Annotated in this window: 11 protein-coding genes, 1 tRNA gene and 1 CRISPR repeat array; of the genes, 3 read left to right on the top strand and 9 right to left on the bottom strand. The window is 60.7% G+C overall.

What is annotated here, in order from left to right:
• Positions 1 to 3 precede the first annotated feature (3 nt).
• The 7 genes from pheT to Thiosp_RS17245 all read right to left on the bottom strand — a co-directional run bounded on the left by pheT (position 4) and on the right by Thiosp_RS17245 (position 7,564).
• Positions 4 to 2,391, bottom strand: coding sequence for a phenylalanine--tRNA ligase subunit beta (gene pheT, locus Thiosp_RS17275; protein ID WP_201068360.1), 2,388 nt, complete (start codon positions 2,389 to 2,391; stop codon positions 4 to 6).
• Positions 2,392 to 2,427: 36 nt separating this feature from the next.
• The gene (pheS, locus tag Thiosp_RS17270) at positions 2,428 to 3,438 is read right to left on the bottom strand and encodes a phenylalanine--tRNA ligase subunit alpha (protein ID WP_201068381.1); all 1,011 of its coding nucleotides are present in this window, start codon (positions 3,436 to 3,438) and stop codon (positions 2,428 to 2,430) included.
• 322 nt (positions 3,439 to 3,760) lie between these two features.
• On the bottom strand, positions 3,761 to 4,120 hold the full coding sequence (gene rplT, locus Thiosp_RS17265; protein WP_201068359.1) for a 50S ribosomal protein L20: 360 nt from the start codon (positions 4,118 to 4,120) through the stop codon (positions 3,761 to 3,763).
• A gap of 97 nt (positions 4,121 to 4,217) precedes the next feature.
• The gene (gene rpmI, locus Thiosp_RS17260; protein ID WP_201068358.1) at positions 4,218 to 4,415 is read right to left on the bottom strand and encodes a 50S ribosomal protein L35; all 198 of its coding nucleotides are present in this window, start codon (positions 4,413 to 4,415) and stop codon (positions 4,218 to 4,220) included.
• A gap of 252 nt (positions 4,416 to 4,667) precedes the next feature.
• On the bottom strand, positions 4,668 to 5,186 hold the full coding sequence (infC, locus tag Thiosp_RS17255; protein ID WP_201068380.1) for a translation initiation factor IF-3: 519 nt from the start codon (positions 5,184 to 5,186) through the stop codon (positions 4,668 to 4,670).
• Between the two features lie 138 nt (positions 5,187 to 5,324).
• Positions 5,325 to 7,238, bottom strand: a complete 1,914-nt coding sequence (gene thrS / locus Thiosp_RS17250) for a threonine--tRNA ligase (protein WP_201068357.1) — start codon at positions 7,236 to 7,238, stop codon at positions 5,325 to 5,327.
• A gap of 249 nt (positions 7,239 to 7,487) precedes the next feature.
• A tRNA-Val gene (locus Thiosp_RS17245) sits at positions 7,488 to 7,564 on the bottom strand.
• Between the two features lie 602 nt (positions 7,565 to 8,166).
• On the opposite strand from Thiosp_RS17245, the gene Thiosp_RS17240 reads away from it, so the two are divergent.
• Entirely contained in the window at positions 8,167 to 8,625 is a 459-nt protein-coding gene (locus Thiosp_RS17240; protein ID WP_201068356.1) for a hypothetical protein, read from the top strand.
• A 28-nt stretch (positions 8,626 to 8,653) separates the two neighbouring features.
• Here the strand turns inward: Thiosp_RS17240 and Thiosp_RS17235 are convergent, their stop codons facing one another.
• On the bottom strand, positions 8,654 to 9,925 hold the full coding sequence (locus Thiosp_RS17235) for an LbtU family siderophore porin (protein ID WP_201068355.1): 1,272 nt from the start codon (positions 9,923 to 9,925) through the stop codon (positions 8,654 to 8,656).
• A 286-nt stretch (positions 9,926 to 10,211) separates the two neighbouring features.
• Between Thiosp_RS17235 and Thiosp_RS17230 the strand changes: the two genes are divergently transcribed.
• Positions 10,212 to 11,270 (top strand): thioredoxin family protein, encoded by a 1,059-nt coding sequence (locus Thiosp_RS17230; RefSeq protein WP_201068354.1) that lies wholly within the window; start codon positions 10,212 to 10,214, stop codon positions 11,268 to 11,270.
• 133 nt (positions 11,271 to 11,403) lie between these two features.
• Positions 11,404 to 11,721, top strand: a complete 318-nt coding sequence (locus Thiosp_RS24790) for an ATP-binding protein (protein WP_201068353.1) — start codon at positions 11,404 to 11,406, stop codon at positions 11,719 to 11,721.
• Positions 11,722 to 11,892: 171 nt separating this feature from the next.
• Positions 11,893 to 12,226: direct repeats of the CRISPR family, unit length 29 nt; unit sequence GGGCCTATCCCCGCGAGCGCGGGGGAAAC.
• A gap of 196 nt (positions 12,227 to 12,422) precedes the next feature.
• Here Thiosp_RS24790 and Thiosp_RS17220 read toward each other — a convergent pair.
• Complete coding sequence (locus tag Thiosp_RS17220; protein ID WP_323696447.1) at positions 12,423 to 13,727, bottom strand: hypothetical protein; 1,305 nt, start codon at positions 13,725 to 13,727, stop codon at positions 12,423 to 12,425.
• Between the last annotated feature and the right edge of the window lie 127 nt (positions 13,728 to 13,854).

The raw sequence follows: 13,854 nt of genomic DNA, 5'->3' as shown, positions 1-13,854 counted from the left end.
CATTCAACTCCTCAATCTGGCGCCCAGGTCCTGTTCCAGCCGGGTGAGCACGCGAGCGACAGCGTCCTCAACCCCGTTGTCTGTAAGTGTCTGAGAAGATGACTGTAAAATCAATCCCAAAGCGATGCTTTTTTGATTATGGGCGATTTTTTCTCCCGCATAGACGTCGAAAACCAGCAGCTCGCGTAACCAGTCACCGGCGGCAGCGCGTGCACTGGCCTCGGTTGCGCCATAGGGCGTGTCGGTATCAACCAACAATGCCAGGTCGCGACGAATAGAGGGAAACCGGGACAAGGGGCTGAAGGCGGGAATCCGTCCTTGGGCGAGTTGGTTCAGGCGCAGCTCGAACACATAGCTCGCGTCGGGCAAGTCCAGTGGCTTGGCGACCGATGGATGGAGCATGCCGATCCAGCCAACTTCCGCTCCGGCGTGCTCGATACGCGCGCACTGACCGGGATGCAGGGCTGGGTGGGCGGCGGGAACCAGAGAAAATTCCTGTGCTCTGCCAGTCAATGACAGGAGCTCTTCCAGATCGCGCTTGATGGAGTGAAAATCGACGGGCTGGCTGTCGCAGCCCCACTGTTCCGGCAGAACGTCGCCAATGGCCAGGGCCGCGAGCATGGGCTCTTGCTCAAGTGCGTCCTGCTCATCAAGGCCGGGGCGAAAGCGCAGCCCGGTTTCGAACAGGCGGATGCGTGCCTGCTGGCGGGCAAGGTTCTGCTGCGCGGTTTGCAACAGGCCGGGCCACAGGCTGGTGCGCATGACCGAGAGCTCGGCGGAAATGGGGTTGCTGAGCGCGAGCGCCTCGACCTCGGGGTCAATCAGCTTTTGCTGCGCGGGGCTGACGAAGCTATAGGTCACCGCCTCGAAGTAGCCGCGCCCGATCAGCCGGGTGCGCGCCTGGTCGAGATCGAAGGCCGCCTCGTGCGGGGCACTCATGCAGGTTGCCGACTGCGCCTGACTGGGTTGAATACGGTCGTAGCCATAGATGCGCCCAAGCTCGGCGATCAGGTCGGCCTCACGGCGCAGGTCGAAGCGATGACCGGGGATCTGAACCTGCCAGCCATGAGCGGCGGGGCTGGGCTCCAGGCCAAGCCGGGTGAGTATCTCTGCAACCTCTGCATCCGCGAGGGAAATGCCGAGCAGCCGCGGGATGCGCTCGCGCCGCAGGCTAACGCTTGGGCGCGTTGGCAGCTCGGCCTCGGCGCGGGCAGCCACGACCGGACCTGGGGTGCCGCCGGCAATTTCGATTAACAGGGCGGTGGCGCGCTCAATGGCGCGGACTTGCAGTTCGGGGTCGACGCCGCGCTCGAACCGGTGCGAGGCATCGGTGTGCAGTCCGTATCGGCGCGCGCGCCCGGCAACCGCTTGCGGGGCGAAGAAGGCGCTCTCAAACAGAATATGCCGGGTGCTATCGCTGACCGCGGTGGAGGCGCCGCCCATGATGCCGGCCAAGGCGATGGCGCCGCTATCATCGGCGATCACCAGCGCATCCGGGTGCAGCTTGATTTGCTCGTCGTTGAGCAGGGTCAGAGGCTCGCCGTCGCGCGCGAGGCGCACCTGCACGGCACCGGTCAAACGCTCGGCGTCGAAGGCGTGCAGCGGCTGGCCAAGCTCAAGCAGCACATAGTTGGTGACATCCACCACCGGGCTGATGGGACGCAGGCCGCTGCGGCGCAGGCGCTCGCGCATCCATAGCGGGGTGCGGGCGTCTGGGTTGATGTCGCGCACCAGGCGGCAGACATAGTGCGGGCAGGCTGCCGTGGCGCTGACCTCAAGAGGCCAGTGCTCTTCACTGGTCGGCGGGACAGGGTCGCATTGTGGGGCGGTGAGCGGCACGCGGTTGATGACACCGACCTCGCGAGCCACGCCGGCCAGGCAGAGGCAATCGCCGCGGTCTGGGGTGAGGTCGAGTTCAATGGAATGATCGTTCAGGCCCATCCATGCGCGAAAGTCCTCGCCCACCGGCGCTTCCGGTGGCAGCACCAAGATGCCGTCGGAGCTTTCCGCCAGGCCGAGTTCGGAGGCCGAGCAGATCATGCCGAAGGACTCGACCCCGCGCAGCTTGGCTTTCTTGATCTTGAAGTCGCCCGGCAGACGCGCGCCAATGACGGCCACAGGCACATGCTGCTCGGCCGCGACATTGGCCGCGCCGCAGATGATCTGCAACGGCTCGCCCTGACCGGCATCGACCCGACACAGGCGCAGCTTGGCTGCGTCGGGGTGCGGATCGACGCTAAGAACCTGGCCGATCACCACGCCAGTGAACTCGCCGGCGACTGGTGCGACGGCATCGACTTCCAATCCGGCCATGCTGAGTTGATCGGTCAGCGTTTGGGTGTCGATGGGTGGGTCGACCCATTCGCGGAGCCAGGCTTCGCTCAGTTGCATAGTGTGTGCTTGTGTTTGGTCATCATAAAGATCGGTTCAGGCGAACTGAGCCAGGAAGCGCAGGTCGTTGTCGAAAAATAGCCGCAGGTCATCGACACCGTAGCGCAGCATTGCCAGGCGCTCGACGCCCATGCCGAAGGCGTAGCCCTGGAAGCGCTCGGTGTCGATGCCGACATGGCGGAAGACTTCCGGGTGGATCATGCCGCAGCCGAGCACCTCGAGCCAGCCGCTTTGCTTGCAGATGCGACAGCCGCTGCCGCCGCATTTGACGCATTGCACGTCCACTTCCGCCGAAGGTTCGGTGAAGGGAAAGTAGGACGGGCGAAAGCGCAGGGAGAGATCGGCCTGCTCGAAGAAGTGGCGCAGAAACTCATAGAGTACGCCCTTCAGATCGGCAAAGGTGGCGCGCTCGTCGACCAGAAAGCCCTCCACCTGATGGAACATGGGGGTGTGGGTGAGGTCGGAGTCGCAGCGATAAACACGCCCTGGTGCGATGATGCGCAGCGGCGGCTCGCGCTCTTCCATCACCCGAATCTGTACCGGCGAGGTGTGGGTGCGCAGCAGGCGCCCGTCCGGGAAGTAAAAGGTGTCATGCATCGCCCGCGCTGGATGCTCGGGCGGGATGTTGAGCGCCTCAAAGTTATGATAATCGTCCTCGACCTCCGGCCCCTCGGCAACCTCAAATCCGGCGCTGGCAAACAGCCGCTCGATGCGATTCATGGTGCGGGTGACCGGATGCAGCCCACCCGGGTGCTGACCGCGGCCGGGCAGGGTGACATCGACGCGCTCGCCGGCAAGGCGGGCCTCAAGCGCGGCGGCCTCGAGCCGCTCGCGCTGCTGATCGATCAGCTGCTGGGCCTCGGTTTTAGCCCGGTTGATGGCTTGCCCGGCTGTCGGACGGGACTCCGGCGGCAATCGCCCAAGCTGCTTGAGCAGCGCAGTCAGATGGCCGTTCTTGCCTAGATAGCGCACCCGCGCGTCATCAAGCGCGGCGAGGCTGTCGGCCGCGCCCGTCTCGTGGCGAAGTTGGCTGCCAAGAGCGCTCAGTTGCTGGTCGAGCTCATTGGCATCGCTGATCGCGTTCAAGTCTGTTCCCTGCGTTTGAGGCGCCAGAGTTCGCGGCGCCAGAGTTTGGAGGCGATAGTTGACGAAAGACGGATGTTCGGCGCGGAATCGAGCAAGGGAAAGGCCCTGGAGCCTTTCCCTCTTAGCTGTTCCCTATCAGCTGGGGCTCAGCTGTGGCGCTGATCCCGGGCTGTCGGTTGTCGCGTTAGATGCCTGGATTGCCCGCCTAACCCAAGTGCAGGCGGGATTGCGGCGGCGCCAACAAGGATCGGCCAGGCTAAGGATCGATCACGCTAAGGATCGATCAGGCCGCGAGCGCGCCCTTGGCCTGCTCGGCCAGCGCGGCGAAGGCTGCGTCGTCATGGTAGGCGATGTCGGCAAGAACCTTGCGGTCGATCTCGACACCGGCTTTGCTCAGGCCATTCATCATGCGGCTGTAGGACAGGCCGTTCATGCGCGCGGCGGCGTTGATGCGGGCAATCCAGAGCGCGCGGAACTGGCGCTTTTTCTGGCGGCGGTCGCGATAGGCGTACTGGCCGGCCTTGATGACCGCCTGCTTGGCGACGCGATAGACCTTGCTCCGGGCACCGTAATAGCCCTTGGCTTGATCGAGAATCTTCTTGTGTTTGGCGTGTGCGGTAACACCGCGTTTAACTCTTGGCATGGCCTCTCTCCAAAAAAAAATGTCAGTGTTGGCGCGTGGGACGCGGCTGAAGGTGAGGGTGGTGATAACCCGCCTTAGCGCAGCCCAGCAACAGCGCCTAGCAGTAGGGCATCATGCGCCGCGCGGCGCGCTGATCGGCCTTGTGCAGGCGATGAGCCGAGCGCAACTGGCGCTTTCTCTTGGTGGCCTTCTTGGTCAGGATATGGCGCCGGTGAGAGGCATTGCGTTTGAATCCGCCAGCGGCGGTGCGGGCGAAGCGCTTGGCTGCACCACGGTTCGTCTTAATTTTGGGCATTTTGTTATCTCCTTACGTCAGAGTATGCCATGTCGGATCAGCCTCGGGCATTTTTTGTGGACGTTGCCTAGGGGCTCTGCCCGAAAAGCTTGTCCAGAACGATTGCCCAGAAAGATCGCATGGCTGTTTTTTGATGCGGCAGATCGCGCGGAAGCCCTTTCCCGCGGGCCGCTGTTTCTTTGCTTGATTGCCTCTCGCCGTGACCGGCGAGAGCAGTTTTCGGCTAAAGCCGCGCCAGGCGTTGCCGCCGGGTTATTTTTTCTTTGGACCCAGAACCATCACCATTTGCCGTCCTTCCATCTGCGGCTGCTGCTCGACCACACTGACATCGGCAAGATCTGTCTCGACGCGTTTCAGCAGGTCCAGACCGAGCTCGCGGTGGGCGTGCTCGCGACCGCGAAAGCGCATGGTGACTTTGGCTTTGTCGCCTTCATGGAGAAACCGGGTCAGATTTCGGAGCTTGACTTTGTAGTCGCCCTCGTCGGTGCCAGGGCGGAATTTGATTTCCTTAACCTGAACTTGTTTCTGCTTTTTCTTTGCTTCGTTCTTTTTCTTTTTCTGGTCGAACAGGAATCGGCCAAAATCCATCAACCGGCAAACCGGCGGCTCTGCATTAGGAACGATCTCGACTAAGTCGAGCCCTTCTTCGGTCGCGCGGGCCATAGCCGCTTGCAGATCGACGAGACCGACCTGATCTCCATCCGCGCCGATCAGTCGCACTTCCGGGACTGTGATTTCCTCATTAACGCGGTTACGTTTTGGTGCAGCGATAGCAGACTCCTCCTAAACCTTATTTAGCCTTTCGCAAAAATACTTGGGCGCAAAATTTACTTGCACACAATTTACCTAGGCACAAAATTTTGGGGCAAAAACCGCAGGCATGGACACCGGAACCAGTCCCGGCTAGCCTCAATGTCGTTCGCGAATCTCGCTTGCGAGCCGTTCAGCAAAAGCGTCGACAGACAGGTTGCCGAGATCTTGGCCATTGCGATCACGCACGGCGAAGCTGGCATTTTCCACCTCGCGATCGCCGACGACCAGCAGGTAGGGTATCTTCTGGAGCGTGTGCTCGCGGATTTTAAAGCCGATCTTCTCGTTTCTCAAGTCCGAGATGACGCGAAATCCCTTGTCATGCAAGACTTTCGTGGCTTGGGTGACGGTTTCTGCCTGGCGATCGGTAATATTCATGATCACCGCCTGCACGGGCGCGAGCCAAACGGGCAGGGCACCGGCGTAATGTTCGATCAGAATACCGATGAAGCGCTCCATGGAGCCCAAGATGGCACGATGGATCATCACCGGGGTTTGTTTGCTGTTGTCCTCGGCGATGTAATGGGCGTCGAGCCGCCCAGGCATGGAGAAATCCACCTGAATGGTGCCGCACTGCCAGGTGCGCCCGATGCTGTCGCGCAGGGTGAACTCAATCTTCGGTCCATAAAAGGCGCCTTCGCCGGGCTGCACGCGGAACTCAAGCCCCTTGTCGCGCAGAGACTGGTCCAGTGCCGCCTCGCCCTTGTCCCATAACTCATCGGAACCCACGCGCTTTTCAGGGCGCAGTGAGAGCGCCAGATCAATCTGCTCGAAGCCGAAGTCCCGATAGGTCTCGAACACCATGTCGATCAGGGTCGCGACCTCGGCCTGGAGTTGGTCCTCGGTGCAAAAGACATGGGCGTCGTCTTGCGTAAAGCGGCGCGCGCGCATCAACCCGTGCAGGGTGCCCGATGGCTCGCTGCGATGCACCACGCCGAATTCTGCCAGTTTCAGCGGCAGGTCGCGATAGCTGCGCAGGCCTTGATTATACAGCTGAATGTGGCCGGGGCAGTTCATCGGCTTGATGGCATAGTCGCGCTCATCAAGCTGGGTGGTGAACATGTCGTCAGAAAACTTCTCCCAGTGTCCGGAGCGCTCCCATAGAGAGCGATCCAGCACCTGAGGTGTTTCGACTTCTTCGTAGCCGTATTCGTCGAGCTTCTCGCGCATGTACTGCTCGACCAGCCGATAGACCGTCCGGCCCTTGTGGTGCCAGAAAGCCATGCCCGGAGCTTCGTCCTGGAAGTGGAACAGATCAAGCGTGCGCCCGAGCTTGCGATGGTCGCGCTTCTCGGCTTCCTCGAGGCGATGTAGATAGCCCTTCAGCTCCTTCTTATCGCGCCAGGCGGTGCCATAGATGCGCTGCAGCATGGGGTTGCGCGAGTCGCCGCGCCAATAGGCCCCGGCCACCTTGGTCAGCTTGAAGCCATCAGCCAGCTTGCCGGTGCTTGGCAGATGCGGTCCGCGGCAGACATCGAACCAGTCGCCCTGGCGATAGATGGAGACTTCCTCGCCTTCAGGGATGATGTCGTTGATGATCTCGACCTTGTAGGTCTCACCAAGCTCACCGAAGACGCGCTTGGCCTCCTCGCGTTCGAGCACCTCGCGCACAATGGGCAGATCGCGCTTGACGATCTCCTTCATGCGCGCCTCAATGGCGGTGAGATCATCGGGCGTGAAGGGTTGCTCGCGGTCGAAGTCGTAATAGAAGCCGTTCTCGATCGCCGGGCCGATGGTGACCTGGGTGCCCGGATACAGCTCCTGCACAGCTTGAGCCATCACATGCGCGGCATCGTGGCGCAGCAGCTCAAGGGCTTCTTCGTCGCGGCGGGTGATGATGGCGACCTCGGCATCCTCGCCGACCACAAAGCCGAGATCCACCTCGCGGCCATTGACTCGCCCGGCGAGCGCGGCCTTGGCGAGACCCGGGCCGATGTCTTCAGCAATGGCTTGGATGCTGAGCGGCGTGTCAAAGCGGCGCTCGGAGCCATCGGGGAGCCTGATCAGGGGCATGGAAAAGTCCTTGGGGTAACAGTGGTGGCCGATACGCGGGGCCACTTGAAAGAAACAGAACGGGTTTAGCTAAACAGAGCGGGCTTGACGAAACAGAACGGCGAAAGCCAAAATGAAAAACCGCCAGCCTCTCAATCCGCAAACTGACCGGCGACGACAGCCAGGCGGCTGACGGGACATTCGGCGGTGCGGAATTAGATGGACTGACGGCGTCTCAAGCAGGAAGCCCGACGGCGTTCTGAGAGGAATTGGTAGGCACGAGTGGACTCGAACCACCGACCCCCACCATGTCAAGGTGGTGCTCTAACCAGCTGAGCTACGCGCCTAGCGATAAAGGCCGGCATTATACCTGGCCGCCGAAAGCCGTCAACTATTTTCTTTTAGTTGCTTGATTAATTTAGCTAAAAGATCCCGTCATGCCACGCGGCTGGGGCCGTCGCGAGCCATTTTCGCGATGGGAAGCGGCTCAGCAAATCCCCGTCTTCTGGGCTCGTGCCCATCTGGTGCCCAAACGGTGCCCAAATTGCCCGAGACATGATCCGATACATGCGCCAGACGGGAAAATTGAGTACCACTCAATCAGTCGTGGGCACGTCAACTTCAGCATCATATATGTGTTCAGCGATGTCGCCAAAGTTGCATCAAAAATATCCGAAAAGTCGATGAAGAACATGAGTCGTGGTGGTGTAACCGCGTTTATTGGAGATCTTGGTTTGCGCGAGTTGGAGCAGACCATCCCTCCGAATGCCCCGGCTTGGTAATCGTCGGCATGACGCATGGTGTCGTTGCTGTCCAGTCACACCGGGCCGTCTGGGATCGAGCCGGTCGGCATTCAGCTTGAATTCAGCTAAGGTGGCTAAAACGATTGCCAACGCGCATCCCTTGCGATCTGTCATCCGCCTCTATCTGTTTATCTGAGAGACCGCCCATGCCTAGCCATTCCCGTTTCCACCTGCGTGCGCTCACCCCTTTGCCTCTTCGCTTGGTCAAGAGTTTGACCGCCCTCGTTATCCTGGTGCCCCTTGCCGCCATATCGGCGCCGCAAGAGGAAGCCACCCGGCCTGCGCTTGAGGTCATCGACTCCTCAAGGGTGCATCTGTCCGCCGTGCGCCTGAGCGAGCGCGACGGGGTGCTGACTCTGCGGGGTCGGGTGTCGCGGCCTATTGCCAGACGCGGCTCTATCCCCGGCGCGGTTAAGGTGTCCCTGCTTGACGCTGAGGGCCAAACCCTCGCTAACACGGTGACCAGGCCGATGCGTCCCAATCGCCAGTCGCGGTTCGGCAAATTTTTTGTCCAACTTGACGAGTCAGAGTTAGCCGAGGCGAATGTCGCGGATCTGTTCGCGGGAACGCGCGTTCGGGTCGCCGCTGTGCCAGAAACCCGCTGATTCTCATCTGCCAAGGCTACTTCAGCCTTTAGAACTCGACGGCCAGTTGTGCGACCAGGGCGCTGGCATCTTTGCCGGTGCCACCATTGCGGACGCTATAGTCGCTATCATGGCGATATTCGAACGCGAGGGCTGTGCGCTCAAAGATCTCGACTGACCAGCCGAGCAGCCAACTGGTCTCGGGTAGTTCGAGGGCGACGGCTTGCTCGGTGCCCTGGTAGGCGATGGCGGCGACGCTGTCGCGACCGAAGACCGGTAAGCTGTAGCCGACCTCAATGTTCCAGGCCGATGGCTGGGCGCCTTTGTTGCGATATGCCAGGCTGGAAGGATCAAAGCGCTCGCTGGCGGTCAAATATTCGGCGATGAGGTTAAAGTCGCCGATGATGATGCCCAAATTGGCGGTCCAGCCGCCAGTGCGTTCAGTCGGGTCGGTGCGAAACTGGCCCGCGTTGGGGTCTTCGCCTTCGGCCAGTTGATCGTAAATCGCCTGGCGATTGTCCGAGACCGCGTCTTGCAGGGTGTTGGAGTCGCCAAGATCGTTGATGTAGCCGGCCCCGACGGTGAGCGAGTAGCTGTCGGTGTCCACCGCCCAAGCCAGGTTGGCACCCCAACTGTTGATCTGGTTCTTGCCGTCGATCTGATGATCGCCGTTAAAGGCATAGAGGCTGCCGCTGAAGCCCTGATAGAGAAAACCAAGTTGGACGGCCGTTTCGCGTGCCTCGCCAATGTCCAGCGTCAGCGGGTCTGAGATCAGATTGGTCTCATACACACCGAAGGGCAGATAGAACTGACCGGCGGTCAAGAACAGGGGCGACACATCCGGGTGATGGATGGTGACAACGGCCAGGTCGACTTCCAGGTCGGTGGCGTCTTGCTCGTAGAGCAGGGACGCCTCAATGTCGACCCAGTCGTTGATCTGGGAGGCGATGCCAAGCTCGACGGTGGCCAGCACGACATCAGATTCGGAATCGCCTTCATAGGGGGAGATGTAGGACGCCTCGAGCTCGATCAGTCCGCCGATTTCGATGCCCTGAAACCAGCCGCCCTCGCTGCTCTCGAGTGCGTCATCGAGTTTACCGACTCGTTGCGGGGCGCCGCCTTGGATCTGTTTAATCTGTTGGTTATGTTGGGCGATCTGGGATGTCTTGGGGGCGGTCTGAGGGGCGGCCGGACGGGCGTTTTCCTGCTCTAGCTGTTCGACGCTTTGCTCGAACACCGGCTGGGGAAGCACCGGCTGTGCGGTGATGCCTGCAATGGCGATGGCGATGGCGATCGCGCCGGAAAGCTGTCTGTTCGTCATCTCAGGGTTCCTTGAGCGAAAATCGATAATAAGAACGATTCGCAATAAAGGATACTGAAGATGAGAACTGTTCGCAACAACGTCGATTGCCTCCTGCCACACGCCTGATGCTGGCTTTGGCGCCATGCTGTGCCGTTCTGCCGCCTAGCTGCAGTCCGACCAGGCTCACCCCAATGCCCGAGGCTACCGCCAGTTGGCCGAGGCGATTGAGCACCTGCTGCAAGAAACCGGGGCGCTTTACCCCTGGATGACTGATAACGCCCACTGATAGAGCGAGGACAGTGTCATGCACCATCAATTCATGCACCGCGTACTGCTGATCGGCTGTCTTTGGCTCGCCAGCCTTGGCACGGCTCAGGCCGGCGATTTCGATGACGCCACTGTCATGCACATCGACAAACCGGCCTGGTTCAAAGACTCCTTTCTCGATCTGCCGGAGGACATTGAGGAGGCGCGCGCGGCCGGCAAGCAGGGACTGATGATTCTGTTCACCACCCAGGGCTGCTCCTACTGTGCCGAATTCATCCGTACCAGCCTGGGCGACCCAACACTGGCGGCGCGGCTGCAAACGCAGTTTGACGCAATCGGTCTCGAGATCTTCAGCGACGCCGAGCTGACCGCACCGGATGGCACCTCAGAGCGGGTCAAGACGTTCGCCAAGCGCGCCGGCGCCGGCTTTGCACCCACGTTGCTGTTCTATGGCGAGGGCGGCGAATTGCTCTACCGCGGCGTGGGCTACCATGATCCCCAGCGCTTCGGGTTGGTTCTGGACTATTTGACCGAGGGTCACCCCGAGGAACAGTCCTTCGCCGACTTCGCCGCGACGAGGCCGATGACACCCCAAGCAACGAGCGTGGAATATCAGCTGGCCCCTGATCCGCTGTTCACCAATCCACCCTATGCCTTGAGCCGCCAGCCGTTGCCGGCCGATCACCCGCTGTTGGTGATCTTCGAGGCGAATGGCTGTGGAGATTGCGCACGCTTCCACCAGGAGGTACTGACGGTGCCTGAAGTCCGTCAGCAGCTGGAACGCTTCGAGGTGGTCCGCCTCGATACTGAGGATGACCAGACGCCGATTCTCGCGCCAGATGGGCAAGCCACCACGCCGGCGCAGTGGTGGGCCGCAACCGGATTCAGCGAGCGACCGGCGCTCTTGTTTTTTGATGAACAGGGCAGCGAGGTTCTGGGGACCGATGCGCTCGTCCTGCGCCAGCGGATGCTGAATTCGATCTACTACGTGCTTGAACGCGCCTACGAGAAGGATTGGACCTATCAGCGCTTCGCCCGCACTCGCGCTTTGGAACGGGTGAACAGCGCGCAAGATAAAGGCGGCGAATCGCGATGAGTGCCAGGATGGTCCGCAGCCCTGTGAACTGGGCACTTATTGCGCCAGGAAAAGCCTGGAAGAGCGGGAAGAGCACGAGCTCAACATAACTCGACGACTTCGGATACGGCAAAAAAGCCAGCAAGAGACGCAGGTGCTCTTTGAGCTGATCGCCCATCGCTACGAGCGCGCCACTGTGATCATCCCCTCCAACCAAGCGTTCGCCGATTGGGATCAGATCTTCCCCGATGCGATGATGACAGTGGCCGCCGTCGATCGACTGGTCCACCACGCGACCATCATCGAGATCGGCGCCGACAGTTACCGGCGTAAGCAGGCCCTCAATCAGTTCGGCGCCGAGTCCGGGAGTGCGCGCCCGGCGCCGGCGAGCACGACAATGCCGGCGTCAAAGACCCCCAGCACGCTGGAGAGCGAACCCGCCGCGCCGACCGGCAGAAACCTCCCAGCGTAGTTGTCATCGCCAACCCAAGCACGCGGTTGGCGACAACAACGCCAGGGAGAACCTGAACCACCACCGAGCACAGAGGTCCATCACGCTCAAAAACAGCGGCAGCTAAAGCGGCCAAGATAATTGACATCGGATAGAACCGATTTCGGCGGCGATCTCACAGGCAATGACCTGGGCCTGATCCCCGCGAGCGCGGGGGAAACCCGCGCAGCAGATGCTCGTGGGCGGAATAGTCGGGCCTATCCCCGCGAGCGCGGGGGAAACCAAACGATTGAGGCGCCCTGGTAGTCCCGCAACGGCCTATCCCCGCGAGCGCGGGGGAAACGGTATGCGGGTGAGTCAGGGAGAGCATTTGAAGGGCCTATCCCCGCGAGCGCGGGGGAAACATCCGAGTCCTTGCGCCGATGATGGTCGACGGGGGCCTATCCCCGCGAGCGCGGGGGAAACGATGCTGAACCAGAGCTTAAGGACTTCAGCACGGGCCTATCCCCGCGAGCGCGGGGGAAACCGCCGCTTTTGTCAAGCGCAACCCCTGGCAGTCAGCAATTCCCGCTGCTCCCCATTCGGTCGCGCGCCCGTCGATTGAGCGAGCGTTGCGAAACCCCTGGGCAGAGGAAAACCTCACGGGTAAGCCGTGATGGTGCAAGCTGGCTGTTGGTTATCCCCTGAACATCATCACACGAGCGCTCGGTCACGGCGGTCGTCTAGGAAGTATCCCAGGTCAGGACGAGTTTGGGCGGATCGAAGATGGAGCGATACAGGGCCTCCCAATTTGGGATCAGGCAGAGATTGAAGCGATGGCGTAGCTGATCCCACAACCGGATCTTGCTCTGCGCCGCTGTCATTGCGGTTTGAAACAGCCGACAACAGCGTTGTTGGATCTGGTCGATGAGAAACGCCAGCATCATCAGATGCATCAGCACGGTGCTTAAGTGTTGATCGCCGTGACCGAAGTTGTGCTCGAAGTGATAGCCTTGATTTTTCAGGGTGTTAAAGGTTTCGTTCTCGATTTTCCAGCGGGCGCGGGCTCCTCGCATCAAAGTCATCAGGTTGGTGTCGTCGATGGGAATGTCGGTGACCCAGGAGAAATGGGTCACCTTGCCATCCGGGGCGTGCTCCCAGTACTCGAGGAAATTGACCTCCAGGTCAAAATTGGACTCATTCAATGGGGCGCCGTTGAGAGAGCGAAAGCGGTGGCGCGTGCCGTCTTCGTCCTTGTACTCGCGCACGATCGTCGTTGGGGTGTTGGCCACCCAGTCGAACAGAAAGCCATGGTCGCTTTCCTTGGCACCGAGGATGAAGCGCATGTTCAACGCCTGAAGATGGCGGATGTGCGGGGCGTTGGACGCCAAGGCATCCTCAATGACGATGAGTTTCAGGTGCGGATGCTCGCGACGCACATCGCTTAACAACCGCTTGCTGGCGTTGCGCTCGCAGTCGTTTTTCTTCGCCCCATCGGCGCGCATAATGGGCTCTGGTGCCAAGGGAAAGACCTCGCGCTGATCGGGGTGGACCAACACCGCCGCCAGCGCCTGATGGTAGTAGGTGATGGTGCCGTCGCGGTGGTGTTTCTCGGCGCAGTGCTGGCAATGGATGCTCTGTGAGGAGAAGTACCCGGTGCCGTCGAGCGAGAGCAGGTAGTGCCCGTGCAGATAGGCAAACCCTTCCAAGCCCTTGCCCCGCTGCAAGGCGGCCAACAACGCCTTGTACAAGGGGCGCAGATGCTTGGGGTCCATCACATCGAGACGTTGGCGAAACCAGGTATCGCTCGGGGCGCGCTCAATGCCGTAGAGCGTGCGCAGATTCGCTCGCTTGGTTGCATCCTTGCGGTCTTGGTCGAATTGCAGCAAGGAGGGGTATTTCAGTCCGAACAGCGCCAGACCGGACATCAGGTGATCGACCAGCGGGATGTCGCTCGCCGCTTCATCCGGGATTTTCCCGAAGACCGATCGCGCGGTGCGCAGCAGTCCGGCGGCACTCAGCGATTGACGACCAAAAGGCGCACTCATCAGTTCTTACCTCGCAACCTGAGCTTTGCGAGATAATACCCTGATTCTGTGAGAAAGTTTACGAAAACATTTTTCCCACAATCATGCAGTGCATTGTTTTTAAAGCAAATAATTCTTCAACGGGAAT

The sequence above is a fragment of the Thiorhodovibrio litoralis genome (assembly GCF_033954455.1).
Taxonomy (GTDB): Bacteria; Pseudomonadota; Gammaproteobacteria; order Chromatiales; family Chromatiaceae; genus Thiorhodovibrio; species Thiorhodovibrio litoralis.
The sequence above is the reverse complement of the archived record's forward strand: the minus strand, read 5'-3'. Positions and strand labels throughout refer to the sequence as shown.

Coding starts and splice junctions, on each gene's coding strand:
- pheT (WP_201068360.1), bottom strand. CDS start 2,391: ATGCAACTGAGCGAAGCCTGGCTCCGCGAATGGGTCGACCCACCCATC.
- Thiosp_RS17235 (WP_201068355.1), bottom strand. CDS start 9,925: ATGACGAACAGACAGCTTTCCGGCGCGATCGCCATCGCCATCGCCATT.
- Thiosp_RS17240 (WP_201068356.1), top strand. CDS start 8,167: ATGCCTAGCCATTCCCGTTTCCACCTGCGTGCGCTCACCCCTTTGCCT.
- rpmI (WP_201068358.1), bottom strand. CDS start 4,415: ATGCCCAAAATTAAGACGAACCGTGGTGCAGCCAAGCGCTTCGCCCGC.
- rplT (WP_201068359.1), bottom strand. CDS start 4,120: ATGCCAAGAGTTAAACGCGGTGTTACCGCACACGCCAAACACAAGAAG.
- thrS (WP_201068357.1), bottom strand. CDS start 7,238: ATGCCCCTGATCAGGCTCCCCGATGGCTCCGAGCGCCGCTTTGACACG.
- Thiosp_RS17230 (WP_201068354.1), top strand. CDS start 10,212: ATGCACCATCAATTCATGCACCGCGTACTGCTGATCGGCTGTCTTTGG.
- Thiosp_RS17220 (WP_323696447.1), bottom strand. CDS start 13,727: ATGAGTGCGCCTTTTGGTCGTCAATCGCTGAGTGCCGCCGGACTGCTG.